General features: G+C 51.9%; 12 protein-coding genes. 9 read left to right on the top strand and 3 right to left on the bottom strand.

Going from position 1 to position 13,306, the window contains the following annotated elements; all coding sequences use genetic code 11:
• Positions 1–20: 20 nt before the first annotated feature.
• A complete protein-coding gene (locus ACT3T6_RS01600; protein ID WP_193054439.1) occupies positions 21–1,223 on the bottom strand; it encodes a GGDEF domain-containing protein in 1,203 nt (400 codons plus the stop codon).
• Positions 1,224–1,644: 421 nt separating this feature from the next.
• Here ACT3T6_RS01600 and ACT3T6_RS01595 point away from each other — a divergent pair, with 421 nt between their 5' ends.
• The 6 genes from ACT3T6_RS01595 to ACT3T6_RS01570 all read left to right on the top strand — a co-directional run bounded on the left by ACT3T6_RS01595 (position 1,645) and on the right by ACT3T6_RS01570 (position 6,531).
• The gene (locus ACT3T6_RS01595) at positions 1,645–3,141 is read left to right on the top strand and encodes an NAD-dependent succinate-semialdehyde dehydrogenase (RefSeq protein ID WP_193054440.1); all 1,497 of its coding nucleotides are present in this window, start codon (positions 1,645–1,647) and stop codon (positions 3,139–3,141) included.
• Between the two features lie 65 nt (positions 3,142–3,206).
• Complete coding sequence (locus ACT3T6_RS01590; protein ID WP_193054441.1) at positions 3,207–3,380, top strand: hypothetical protein; 174 nt, start codon at positions 3,207–3,209, stop codon at positions 3,378–3,380.
• Complete coding sequence (locus ACT3T6_RS01585) at positions 3,377–4,810, top strand: aspartate aminotransferase family protein (protein ID WP_193054442.1); 1,434 nt, start codon at positions 3,377–3,379, stop codon at positions 4,808–4,810. The genes ACT3T6_RS01590 and ACT3T6_RS01585 overlap by 4 nt, the downstream gene beginning before the upstream one ends.
• Positions 4,811–4,928: 118 nt before the next feature.
• Positions 4,929–5,621, top strand: a complete 693-nt coding sequence (locus ACT3T6_RS01580) for a haloacid dehalogenase type II (RefSeq protein ID WP_193054443.1) — start codon at positions 4,929–4,931, stop codon at positions 5,619–5,621.
• A 46-nt stretch (positions 5,622–5,667) separates the two neighbouring features.
• A complete protein-coding gene (locus ACT3T6_RS01575) occupies positions 5,668–6,015 on the top strand; it encodes a putative quinol monooxygenase (RefSeq protein ID WP_193054444.1) in 348 nt (115 codons plus the stop codon).
• Between the two features lie 48 nt (positions 6,016–6,063).
• The gene (locus ACT3T6_RS01570) at positions 6,064–6,531 is read left to right on the top strand and encodes an S-ribosylhomocysteine lyase (RefSeq protein WP_193054445.1); all 468 of its coding nucleotides are present in this window, start codon (positions 6,064–6,066) and stop codon (positions 6,529–6,531) included.
• Between the two features lie 99 nt (positions 6,532–6,630).
• On the opposite strand, the gene ACT3T6_RS01565 is transcribed toward ACT3T6_RS01570, so the two are convergent.
• Positions 6,631–7,902, bottom strand: coding sequence for a methyl-accepting chemotaxis protein (locus ACT3T6_RS01565; RefSeq protein ID WP_193054446.1), 1,272 nt, complete (start codon positions 7,900–7,902; stop codon positions 6,631–6,633).
• Positions 7,903–8,151: 249 nt separating this feature from the next.
• Here ACT3T6_RS01565 and ACT3T6_RS01560 point away from each other — a divergent pair, with 249 nt between their 5' ends.
• Both ACT3T6_RS01560 and ACT3T6_RS01555 read left to right on the top strand, forming a co-directional pair.
• The gene (locus ACT3T6_RS01560) at positions 8,152–9,183 is read left to right on the top strand and encodes a CNNM domain-containing protein (protein WP_193054447.1); all 1,032 of its coding nucleotides are present in this window, start codon (positions 8,152–8,154) and stop codon (positions 9,181–9,183) included.
• 165 nt (positions 9,184–9,348) lie between these two features.
• A complete protein-coding gene (locus ACT3T6_RS01555; RefSeq protein WP_193054448.1) occupies positions 9,349–9,999 on the top strand; it encodes a peroxiredoxin in 651 nt (216 codons plus the stop codon).
• 262 nt (positions 10,000–10,261) lie between these two features.
• Here ACT3T6_RS01555 and ACT3T6_RS01550 read toward each other — a convergent pair whose 3' ends face one another.
• Positions 10,262–11,275, bottom strand: coding sequence for an isocitrate dehydrogenase (locus tag ACT3T6_RS01550; RefSeq protein WP_193054449.1), 1,014 nt, complete (start codon positions 11,273–11,275; stop codon positions 10,262–10,264).
• A 523-nt stretch (positions 11,276–11,798) separates the two neighbouring features.
• Here ACT3T6_RS01550 and ACT3T6_RS01545 point away from each other — a divergent pair.
• Complete coding sequence (locus ACT3T6_RS01545; RefSeq protein WP_193054450.1) at positions 11,799–13,289, top strand: SulP family inorganic anion transporter; 1,491 nt, start codon at positions 11,799–11,801, stop codon at positions 13,287–13,289.
• Positions 13,290–13,306 lie beyond the last annotated feature (17 nt).

Raw genomic sequence — 13,306 nt, 5'->3', positions numbered from 1 at the left:
CTATACTTAACAGTAAGTGATTAAGTTACTGAGTTGCCCATTTCTATAGTGCTACTGAAATGTCGCTCACGGACCCGGTTTCGACCTTCATGTTTTGCGTCATATAACGCCTGATCAGCCGCCTGAATCAACTTGTTGAGCTCATCCACAGGAGGAGCAGGGCTAGTACACACCCCCGCACTCACGGTAACGATGCCAAAGCTTGACTGAGTGTGGGAAATGGTAAGGTTGGCGACGTTTGCCCGTATACTTTCAGCCAGTATTAAAGCGTTATGCTTAGTGCCATTACGTATTGAGCGTAAAACCAGAAATTCTTCGCCCCCAAAGCGGCACACGATATCCTCCGATGTACACACGTCGCGAATAGCCTCTGCAACTGCTTGTAGGCAGCGGTCTCCCCCCGCATGCCCATAGTGATCGTTAAATGCTTTGAAATAGTCCACGTCTATAATCACAACAGCAATATGCTCTTGTGAAGCGCATTTTTGTAGTAGCAATGCTGAGTTCCGGGCGAGGCCTCTACGGTTAGATAGCCCTGTTAGCGGATCTATATTGGAAATTCGTTCCAGGTCTGCATTGCGTTCAGCAAGTTCGGAACGTAACAGGTCAGTATTAATATTCTGCAGGTATAGGCGTAGCGACTCAGCGGAGAAACGATAGTTGGCCATTAACGTCAGCACTACAGCGGGGATGCCAAACGCCAAGTGGTTGACCACGTACTCAAGATTAGCGCCGGGTAGAAACCAGATAGTGGTGTAAAGGCAAATGCACACAAATAATGAACCATAGATGCTGTATTCAAACGGCGGCGTCAGAACAATGGTAAGAACCAGTTGGAAAATCAGGCCAGCATAAAAATAGTGAAGCACGCGTGGATTTTCCGATCCCAGCAGCGCTATACACCAAACCGCCGTTCCCAAAACGACGACCACTACGCTTGCAAGCTCTTTACGGCGAATGGATGCGGGTCGTTTGTAATAGGCAAACAAGAAAATGGTAAGTGGTCCAATGATTGATATGCGTAACAATAGAGATCTAAAGGTGATATCGGGCAGTATATAGATATCCACCAACGTGTAAGAAAAGTAAAAAATTGCCAAGAGCGTAGTGACCACGGTCAGCGAGTATAGACGTTCGTCGTGCCGATCTACGTCATACTTTTTCCGAACTGTTGTGCCATTAATTTGTTGGGAAAGCTGCTTAAAGTAAGGAAGTTGATACACGACGCTCCCCTTGGCCCGGTAGAGCTGGCATTACGCGATCTTTACAGGGGTAAGATCTTAAAACCAGTCGTTTTAGCAGGGCAGGCCATAGCGTAAGGTGAAATTTATTTAAAACCGACGTGGCATCATCGGCCATTTTTGTTGAAAGGGTAGGTATACCACAACATAACGAATGTTTAGACTTCTTTAGGTATCGCCTTTTTCAGTTAGTCTCGGCTTGGCGGCTAGCGCCAAAAAAAACTGCTGTAAAAGCGGTCTAGACAAAAAAAACCAAGCTAAACCACTTCGCTTTCAAAAACACTTCGTGCGTCTTCTCCCTTACGCTAGGCACATCGAAAGGATCGGCCAAAAGCCGATCTCTTCAATCGTCAACGTGCAACGGTTTGTCGCCGGTTAATGGCTTCAACCAGGGGAGGTGCCCATGACCACACTATCGACCACGCTGGTGAAACGGCTAGAAGATCCGCGCCTGTTTCGCCAGTACGCTTATGTGAATGGCAAGTGGACGCATGGGGAAGGTGGCCGTGAAGAAGCGGTGTATGACCCGGCAACCAACGAAGCGATCGGGCATATTCCTCTGCTTGAAGCTGAGCAGATTACCGCGGCGGTGGATGCCGCTGAGTCGGCCTTTGTTCACTGGCGCGCACTGCGTGCCGATGAGCGCTGCGAGCGCCTGCTGGCCTGGTACGATTTGATTCAGGCCAACCGCGAAGATTTGGCGACCATCATGACCCTGGAACAGGGCAAACCGCTGCCTGATGCACGGGGCGAAGTAGAGTACGGAGCAAGTTTCGTGCGTTGGTTTGCGGAAGAGGGTAAGCGCACTTACGGGGAAACGATCCCCAGCCATATTCCTAATGCCTCGCTGGGCACTATTAAAGAGCCTGTTGGTATTGCCGCGATGATTACGCCGTGGAATTTTCCGCTGGCAATGATTACCCGTAAAGCGGCGGCCGCGCTGGCTGCTGGCTGCCCGGTGATTGTGAAACCGGCCAATGAAACGCCTTTTTCAGCGCTGGCGCTGGCAGAATTAGCCGAGCGGGCAGGCATACCGGACGGTATCTTTAACGTTGTCTTGGGTGAGCCTGTCGAGGTTTCTAAGATACTGTGCAGCGAGCCACGCATCCGGGCACTGTCGTTTACCGGCTCCACCCGCGTTGGCCGCCTGTTAATGGAGCAAAGTGCGGGTACCGTTAAGCGCCTTTCACTGGAGTTGGGCGGTAATGCGCCGTTTATCGTCGGGCCGGATATGGACCCCAAAGAGGCGGCTTACGCGGCGGTAGATGCCAAGTTTCAAACGGCGGGGCAGGACTGTTTGGCGGCCAACCGGATTCTGGTGCACGAATCCATTCATGACGCCTTTGTTGAACAGTTTACCGAGCGCATGGCGGCATTAACCGTCGGCAATGGTTTGCAGGGCGAGATCGATCTTGGCCCGCTGATTCACCGCCAGGCCGTAGAGAAGGCCGCTTCGATTGTCGATGACGCGATTTCTCGGGGCGCCACGCTGGTGATGGGAGACCAGAACCAAGCGCCGGGCGAAAACTTCTTTATGCCGGTGCTATTAACAGGCGTAACGCCACAAATGAAAGTCTGGCGGGAAGAGAACTTTGCCCCCGTGGCCGGGATTACCGCTTATTCGAGCGACGAAGAGGTTATTGAGCTTGCCAACGATACCGAGTATGGCTTGGCGGCCTATGTGTATACCCATGATATTCGCCGGATCTGGAAGCTGATGCGTGCGCTGGAGTACGGCATGGTCAGTGTAAACTCCGTCAAGATGACCGGCCCACCGGTACCCTTTGGCGGCGTGAAGCAGTCGGGCCTTGGCCGTGAGGGCGGCGCCACCGGTATCGACGAGTACCTCGAAACCAAGTATTACTGCTTAGGCGCGCTGGGGTCTGTATCAGGGAGCTAGAGTAGATAGTTTCGCAGTAGAGGCTAGTTAGGCACTAAGCGAACCGTCTTTTTCAGGGCCGAAACATGCTCCATTCAGTTTCGGCATTCCCGCCATCCATGGCGGTCAGTGAAAAAGCCGAGCGCCCAGGGATGGGTTTACAGCGTGTTCGCGTGTGGCTAACCAGCCGTGAAGCCCGCAATATTTCAAATTCCTTCCCGCTGATCGGGGAGGTTTATCGTACAGAGAGAACGTTATGAGCCAACATCAGGATCTGATCGAACGCGACCGCAAAGTCACTTTTCACGCCTCTACCCATCTGCGTGACTTCGCCCATGGCGATGCGCCGGGCCGTGTGATTACCGGTGGTAAAGGCATTAATATCGTGGATAAGGATGGCCGCGAATTTATCGACGGCTTTGCCGGGCTTTACTGCGTGAATATCGGTTATGGTCGCACGGAAATTGCCGAAGCCATTTACAAGCAGGCGATGGAGCTCTCTTACTACCATACCTATGTCGGCCACTCGAACGAGCCGCAGATCGCACTTTCCGAGCGTATTCTGAAAATCGCTGGCATGAACATGTCCAAGGTCTACTACGGCATGTCGGGCAGTGACGCTAATGAAACCCAACTGAAAATTGTGCGTTACTACAACAACGTACTTGGCCGCCCGCAGAAGAAAAAAGTCATCTCGCGTATGCGTGGCTACCATGGTTCGGGCATTGCTTCTGGTTCCTTGACCGGTCTTAAGGCGTTTCATGACCACTTTGACCTGCCGATTGATACCATTCGCCATACCGAGGCGCCGCACTACTATCTGCGTGCCGCCGAGCAGCATGGCATGACCGAGCTTGAGTTTTCCTCCTTCTGTGCCGACAAGCTGGAAGCGATGATCCTTGAAGAAGGCCCGGATACGGTGGCGGCGTTTATCGGCGAGCCGGTATTGGGCACAGGCGGTATCGTACCGCCGCCCGAAGGTTACTGGGATGCGATTCAGGCGGTGTTGGCCAAGTACGATGTACTGTTGATTGCCGATGAAGTGGTATGTGGCTTTGGACGTACCGGGTCTGATTTTGGTAGCCACCACTACAACATGAAGCCGGACCTGGTCACGATTGCCAAAGGCCTGACCAGCGCCTATCAACCGCTTTCTGGTGTGATTGTGGGCGAAAAGGTATGGCAAGTGCTTGAGCAGGGTACGGGTGAGTTTGGCCCAATCGGTCACGGTTGGACTTACTCTGGCCACGCGCTGGGCTGTGCCGCCGGTATTGCCAACCTGGATATCATCGAGCGTGAAAACCTGGTGGGCAACGCGGCTGAAACCGGTGCCTACTTCCAGGCGCAGCTTAAGGCCACGTTTGAAGGTCATCCGCTCTTGGGGGATGTACGCGGTGTTGGCTTAATGGCTGCGCTGGAGTTCTCACCGGATGCCAAGCAGCGCTTGCACTTTGACCCCGCCCTCAAAGTAGGACCGCGAGTGGCCGCCGCCGCCATGGAAGAGAACCTGATTGCTCGCGCCATGCCCCAAGGCGACATTTTAGGTTTTGCGCCTCCGCTGACCATTAACCGCGCAGAAGTTGATGACGTGATTGGCCGTGCCAAGCGCGCCATTGACCGCGTAACCGATGAACTTACCCGCTCAGGCGATTTAAAAGCGGGCCATCAGGAAGCTGCGTTGACGATTTAATGAAAAGACGCTGATCTGGTAACGCCGCTGCTTACTTATGCAGCGGCGTTTTTGTTTTTGGGGTGGGAAGCTATGCTACTAAATACAGTGACGGTGAACGGATACGTTAGGAGTGGCTATGCAACCGGTATTGGCTTTCGATGTATATGGCACGCTGATTGATACCCAAGGCGTTACGGCGGAACTCGAACGGCGACTTAACGATGCCTCCAACGCAGAAGAATTTGCCAAGCGCTGGCGGGAAAAGCAGCTTGAGTACAGCTTTCGGCATGCCTTAATGGGCGCTTATGTGCCTTTTTCAGAATGCACGAGAGAAGCCCTGGTGTTTACCAGCCGCGCGCTGCAAGCAGGTCTTTCTGACAATGACCACGACCACCTCATGGATGTATATGCAGAGCTTCCAGCCTTCCCGGATGTGGTGGATGCGCTTGATCAGTTGCGTGATGCGGGCATTCGTTGCGTGGCGTTTTCCAATGGCACGACGGAGGCGGTAACTCAGTTGCTGGTACGTGCCGGTGTAGAAAGCCACATGGATGCGGTGATCAGCGTGGATGATATCAAGCGCTTTAAGCCAGACCCGGCGGTATATAGCTATCTTCGCTCACAGCTGGAAGCGCGCCCTGAGCATACCTGGTTAATTTCAAGCAACGCCTTTGATGTGATTGGTGCAACCCATGCCGGGCTGCGAAGTGCCTGGGTGCGGCGTCATTCCGATGCGCCCTTTGATCCTTGGGGCATTGAACCTGATATGACGGTGCCTGACCTGGAGGCCTTGGCCGAGCGTATTATTTGCCAGGTTGTTAACCGATAAGAACAAGCCGCATAATGACGTACGATTCATATGTCAGGACGCGATCATGTCAGAGAAAATTTACTGTATTGCTGGCTTCAAACCCAAACCAGGCAAAGAAGAAGCGGTGTTCAAAGCGCTTCAGGCGCTGGAGCCAAACACACACCGGGAAGATGCCTGCATTCACTACACGGTGACCCGCCAGATCGATAATCCCTTCGCTCAAGGCACCAGCTATCCGATTGTATTCCATGAAATCTGGGCGAGCCGTGAAGAGTTTGAAGCACATTGTCAGCGTAAAGAGATCCAGGACTTCTTTGCCAAGCACGTTGAATCACCGGGTGGCGATATCGAAGATGCCAACGTATGCGTGTATACCGATGAACCGTGGAATTTTGATGCCCCCAAGGTATAACCGCAGCGTGTAGAATGGGTCCACGACACCGATAAACGCGGAGCAACCATGACCGAAAAAAAAATGAACGTTGAAAGCTTTAACCTGGACCATACCAAGGTTAAAGCGCCTTATGTACGTCTTGCTGATATCAAACAGGGCCAGAACGGCGACCAGATTCATAAATATGATCTGCGTATCTGCCAGCCGAACAAAGAGCACATGGAGATGCCAGCGCTGCATTCTCTTGAGCACTTGATGGCTGAACTATCGCGTAATCATACCGATAAAGTGGTCGATATCAGCCCGATGGGCTGCCAAACCGGCTTTTATATTGCGATGATCAATCACGATAACTACGACGACGTGTTAACCATCATTGAGCAAACGCTGAACGACGTTCTGGTGGCCACTGAAGTGCCTGCCTGTAACGAAATGCAGTGCGGCTGGGCCGCGAGCCACAGCCTGGAAGGCGCCCAGAAGCTCGCTCGTGACCTGCTTGCCAAGCGTGGCGAATGGACGCAAGTGTTTGCATAAAACGGCCTTTTCAAACCGTTTTTAAGACCGTTCGTTTGACGCCGCTGCAGAGAAAACAAGAACGCCTTCTTCACGGAGGCGTTTTTGTTTGAGCGTTTCTTATAACCGCGTATCTGCGGCCAGTTGCTCGATAGAGCGAGCGACGTCCTGAGCGTCGTGGAGAATCTTGTTCACAATCGCATCAATTTCGCTAACCCTGGATTGACCGGCTTTGCTTTGTTGAATGACCTGTTGCATGGCTTCGGTGGTGCGTTCGACAAGGTTACTGTTGTCTTTGAGCACTTGGGAAATTTGTGCCACGGCTTCGCTGGACCCTTTAGCCAGTTGGCGGACCTCGTTAGCCACCACGGCGAAGCCGCGCCCTTGTTCACCGGCGCGGGCGGCTTCAACCGCGGCGTTAAGAGAAAGCAGGTTGGTTTGGCTGGCTATTTTGGCAATAGAGGTCGTAATCGCATGAATACTTTGCGACTGTTTATGCAGGGCCTCTACCAGTTCTTGTGCCTGGGCCAGCGTTTGAGCGGCTTGCTCTGAGCCTTTTACCATCTCATCCAAGTGGTCGAGGCTATCTTTGGCGGTACGTTCAATTTGTGACGTGCTGGTTTGGGCGGAGCCAATCGTTCCCGTTGTCGCGTTGGCTTTGTCGACCAGTTGGGTGATGTCCGCTGCGAATTTTACGACCTCGGTCACATTGCCATCTTCATCTTTAACAGGGTTGTAGGTGGCCTCTAGCCAGATGCTTTGGCCATTTTTAGTGATGCGCTCAAAGCGGCCTTTGGTAAAGTCCCCTTGGGCCAAGCGCTCCCAAAAATCAGGATTGTTACGATAGAAGTCAGGTGGGCAAAACATACGGTGGTGTTGACCAATAATATCTTTTTGTTGATACCCCATCGCGGCTTCAAAGTTTTTATTGGCTTCGAGTATTTCCCCTTGAGGGGTAAACTCAATGACGGCCATTGAGTCATTGAGCGCCTTTAGCACGGCCTTTTGCCGTTGAGATTCTTGATGACGCTGGGTGACATCATTCGCTACTTTCAGGATTTCCGTCACATGTCCTCGAAAATTTCGTATAGGCACATACGTCGCCTCTAACCAGACTTCTTCACCGTTCGCACGTACGCGACAAAAACGACCCTGACGGCTATCCCCTGCCGCTAATGAGTGCCAAAACTGCTGATACTCGGCACTGCTGACTTCCTGCTCATCACAAAATATGCGGTGATGCTTACCCTTTATATCGTCTAGTTGATAGCCCATCGCCTCAAGAAATGGCGGGCTGGCATCCTTAATAATGCCCTGAGGTGTAAATCGAATACACGACGTATGGCGTTTTAAGGCGAGGTAGAGAGGGGCATTAAAAAAGCTTATACGCATTTTTTTGCCTTCTATATTAGGAAGCAGCTTAAAAAGAAGTAGCCAAATAGGAAGGAGCAGGAGCGCTTTAACTATAGTTGACTTTTTGCAATATAAAACTGCGTAACGAAGATGACAAGTATCAGCTATAGAGAGGAGGAAATTGAGCCAGCAGGGAGCGCTATCCATGCCTGAAAAGGCGTACAGAGGTCTATTGACAGACATCTAGATTGCTCCTATAAACACTTATACTCACTACCTCAGGTTCTCATGTTCCTTCTCATCACGATTGCCACGCTTTCCATCGCACTGTCTTTTTTGTGTTCTATTCTTGAAGCGGCTTTACTCTCTATTACGCCCAGCTATATTGCCAGGCTAAAAGAAGAGAAACCCAAGCTGCATGCCTCGCTTAATCAGCTTAAGACCAGCATTGACCGGCCCTTGGCGGCGATACTGACGCTTAATACAATTGCGCATACCGTTGGTGCAACGGCAGTGGGCGCACAAGCGGCAGTGGTATTCGGCGAAGCCTCCATTGCCATTGTGTCTGCTGTCATGACAATGCTGATTCTGGTGCTGTCTGAAATTATTCCCAAGACGATTGGCGCTACTTATTGGCGCGGGCTGGCACCACTTTTGCCGCGTTTACTAAAGCCGATGATAGTGGGGTTACTGCCCTTTATCTGGATGTCGGAGCAGATTACGCGTCGGCTGGGCACGTCAGAGCATGATGTTGATCTACGTGATGAGATCAAAGTGCTGGCGCGCGTAGGGCTTGAGGAAAAGGTGTTGGATGCCGACGAGTCGCGCACCATCATCAATATGCTTAACTTGCATGACATTGCCGTAAGCCAGGCCATGACGCCAAGAACGGTATGCGTGACAGTGCCCCCTAACATGGACGTCAAAACATTTGATCAGCAGTACGGTAAGACATCCTTTACGCGCTTTCCCGTTATGGATAACGGTGAAATGGCCTTTGGCTATGTGCATAAATCCGATATGTATCACGCCGATGACGCCAAGACCATGCGCGAGCTTATGCACCCCATTGGCAGTGTCGATATTGCGCACAATGTAGAGCAGGTTTTTGCTTCAATGCTCAAGGACCATCTGCACATGCGCGTTGTGTATGACGAGCATGGCACCTTTGTAGGCCTTATTACGCTTGAAGATATTATTGAAACCATCCTGGGTCAGGACATCATTGATGAGACTGACAGCGTGGCTAATTTAAGGCATCACGCCAAGCAGCGCTGGCTGACACGTGTAAAGCATAAAGACCCCAATGCTAGCGCTTAGCCTAGCCGTGCGAAGGGGTGCTTCAAAAGTGGCGGGAGCTGTCCTTTGAACGTCAGCCAATAGCACGGGTGAATATTCGCTTTCTTAGCACTAAATGTTCTATAGTGGATTGCTTAAAGGTGGTTTAAGGTATTAAAAGCAGTAATCACCCGCGAAGGAGGCACAATGTCATTACGTATTAATGCGGTCGTTCCCGATTTTGAAGCACAAACTAGCCAAGGGCCTATCCAGTTCCACGAGTGGATTGGTGATAGCTGGGCTATTTTATTTTCACACCCCAAGGACTTTACACCGGTTTGCACCACGGAGTTTGGTGCTGTAGCCACGCTAAGCGCCGAGTGGGAAAAGCGCGGCACTAAGGTGATTGGTGTGTCGGTTGATGGCGTTGAGGATCACAAACGCTGGGCCGACGATATCACCCGGTATAGCGGCAGCGACGTTGATTTTCCGATCATCGCCGATGAAGGCCTTAAGGTTTCCAAACTGTTTGATATGCTGCCCGAAGATGCCTATCTGCCGGATGGCCGTACGCCAGCCGACAGCGCCACGGTACGCTCGGTGTTTATCATTGGGCCGGATAAGCAGCTAAAGCTATCCATGACCTATCCCATGACGGTAGGGCGTAATTTCGCTGAAATTCTACGTGCTCTGGATGCCCTGCAGGCAACCGTTAAGCACGGTGTGGCAACGCCCGCTGATTGGACAGTTGGCCAGGATGTGATTATTCCGCCAAGCGTTTCAGATGACGATGCCAAGCAAAAATTTGGTGAGTTTGACGCGGTGCTGCCTTACCTGCGTAAAACATCACTAAAATAAGCGCGCAGTCATAGCGTTCTTACTAAAGCCCCAGGGTTATTAATGCCTTGGGGCTTTTTTAATGGCGCCTGATAACCCATGACGATGTTGCTAACACACGTTGTTTAACCGCGGTTGATACGCTGATCTGTTAGTTTAAGGCTTTGGTTAGCCGCTGAGCTTCCGCGATGGTTGGCTAGCAGTGGGCAAGCAGGGCTCGTAACCAAAAGCGCCCTTGATGAAAGGGCGCAGATAGCTAACGAAACGTATTCAAGCTGAATAGTTAGGCGTGGATGTACTCAACCAGCGCTTGTGCAAAGGTATCGGTGTTGCCCGTGCCACCCATATCGGGTGTGACCATGTCACGGCGGGTTTCTAACACCGAGCGAATGCCGTGACGGATAGTTTCGCCTTTGTCTGCCATGCCCAAATGATCAAGCAGCTGTGCGGCAGCCAACAATAGAGCGCAGGGATTGGCGAGCTTTTTACCCGCAATGTCAGGGGCTGAGCCGTGTACCGCTTCAAAAATCGCCGCTCTTTCACCAATATTAGCGCCAGGTGCCAAGCCCAGCCCGCCCACCAGGCCTGCACACAGGTCTGAGAGAATATCGCCAAACAGGTTCGTGGTAACCACCACATCAAACTGATGCGGGTTCATCACCAGCTGCATACAGGCGTTATCGACAATCATCTCTTGAAACTCAATGTCGGGATATTCGCTTGCGATCTCACGCGCCACATCCAAAAACAGCCCAGAGCTGGTCTTGATAATATTGGCTTTATGCACTGCAGTGACCTTTTTCCGGCCACTGTTTTTGGCCAGCTCAAACGCATAACGCACAATACGCTCGGAGCCTTTGCGGGTTACCTTGATCACCGAAATGCCGGTGTTGCCGTCGTCGATCATCTCCTGGCCGTCAGACAAATACGCACCTTCGGTATTTTCGCGTACGGTGATCATGTCGATGTCTTCAAAGCGCGAACGAGTTCCAGGAAAACTGATCGCCGGGCGTACGTTGGCATAAAGGTCAAAGTGACGGCGTAGCTGTACGTTAATGGAGGAGAAGCCCTTGCCAATGGGCGTGGTCAGCGGGCCTTTTAACGCAATGCCGTGTTTCTCTATAGCATCAAGTGATGCCTGCGGGATCAACGTTCCATGATTTTCCAGCGCTGACAGGCCTGCATCCACAAACTCGTATTCAAAGCCGCACTCCAGCGTATCGAGCACGCGCAGGGTGGCATCCATAATTTCAGGCCCAATGCCATCGCCTTTAATCACCGCAATTGAATGGCTCATGTGCTACTCCTCTGGAAGATGGGAACGCGTTGGTCGAAATGTTGACCAGGTTCAATGATGGCGCCTTATGCGCTTGATGCCCATGGTAGCGATGGTGACGCCGAAGCGCATCCTGCGCTGACTATTTAAGTATACAGCCAGACCTCAAGTGCGCCGGGGTGCAGAAGAGGTAGGTTGCTGGTAAACTCTGCGCCGGTTCTGCCGCTTAACCTTCAGTGGCAGGGTAACTTCGTAAAATATCTCGGCAAGGCATCTGCGCAATGAAACGTTCATTGGCAACATCTGTAGTACTTACCACTGGGTTGATGACTCCACCCTAGGTATTCCCTCTTTCGAAAACGCCATGGCGCGAAAGCGCTTCCACGGCGTTACGGCATTCTATTGCCGTTATTTGGCTACTGACGTACTTGGCGTCTTCATCCTGCAGCCTGACTCATACAATCTGGTTCTTAATGACGTGACATCTGGCCCTGTGCGGCGGAGTTAGCGCGTCTTGTTTAATCAATAACGATGGACTCCCTGAATGGCACTTTTCAGCAAGCATGAGTGGTTTTCCAATATTAAAGGCGACACCCTTTCGGGCCTGGTCGTCGCGCTGGCGCTGATTCCCGAAGCGATCGCGTTCTCGATTATCGCAGGCGTCGACCCGAAAGTAGGTCTTTATGCCTCGTTCTGTATTGCGGTGATTATCGCCTTTACCGGTGGGCGGCCGGGGATGATCTCTGCGGCCACTGGCGCCATGGCGCTATTGATGGTCACGCTGGTGCGCGAGCATGGCCTTGAGTACTTGCTGGCAGCAACGCTTTTAACCGGGGTGTTTCAGATTATTGCCGGGTATTTAAAACTCGCTGAGCTAATGCGCTTTGTGTCGCGCTCGGTCGTTACTGGCTTTGTGAATGCGCTGGCCATTTTGATCTTTATGGCCCAGTTACCTGAGCTAACCAATGTCACTTGGCATGTGTATGTCATGACCCTGGCCGGTTTAGGCATTATCTATTTATTCCCTTATCTGCCGGTGATCGGTAAAACGCTACCCTCGCCACTGGTGTGCATCGTGGTGTTAACCATTGTGTATATGGTGAGTGGCATGGATATTCGCACGGTGGGGGATATGGGCGAACTTCCCGATACGCTGCCGATTTTCCTGTGGCCGAATGTCCCGCTTAACCTTGAAACCTTGATGATTATTCTGCCTTACGCCTTGATGCTGTGTGTGGTGGGTCTGCTGGAATCGATGATGACAGCGACCATTGTGGACGATTTGACCGACACATCGAGTGATAAAAACCGCGAGTGCAAAGGCCAAGGCATTGCCAATATTGGCGCCGGATTACTGGGTGGTATGGCAGGTTGTGCCATGATTGGTCAGTCGGTGATCAATATTAAATCCGGTGGCCGTACGCGGCTATCCACATTGATTGCGGGCGTTGTACTGCTGCTGTTGGTCGTGTTTCTCGCCGACTGGGTCTCACAAATCCCCATGGCCGCGCTGGTAGCTGTCATGATCATGGTGTCGATAGGCACCTTTAGCTGGGCGTCGATTCGGGATCTTAAAAAGCATCCTCTCAGTACCAATATTGTCATGTTGGCGACGGTCGCTGTGACCGTAAGTACCCATAACCTGGCGATCGGGGTCTTTGTTGGCGTGCTGCTGGCGGCGCTGTTTTTTGCCAATAAAGTTGGCAATATCATGTACATCGGCTCTACTGAGATAGAGGCGGGCCGGGAGCGTGAGTATCAGGTCGTTGGGCAGGTCTTCTTCGCCTCTTCCGAGCGTTTTATGGCGGCGTTTGATTTCAAGGAGAGCCTGGACAAGGTAACGATCAATGTATCCAACGCGCACTTCTGGGATGTTACCGCTGTACAGGCACTTGATCGGGTCGTTATCAAGTTCCGCCGTGAAGGTACTGATGTCGTGTTGGTTGGGATGAGCGAAGCCAGCGCCACGGTGGTTGACCGCTACGCGATGCACAACGATCAAAAGGCGGTCGAAAAACTGATGGATGGCCACTAAGGATCTAATAAAGGAGA

The sequence above is a fragment of the Halomonas sp. 72 genome (assembly GCF_052379785.1).
In the GTDB taxonomy this organism is placed as follows: domain Bacteria; phylum Pseudomonadota; class Gammaproteobacteria; order Pseudomonadales; family Halomonadaceae; genus Vreelandella; species Vreelandella citrativorans.
The sequence above is the reverse complement of the archived record's forward strand: the minus strand, read 5'-3'. Positions and strand labels throughout refer to the sequence as shown.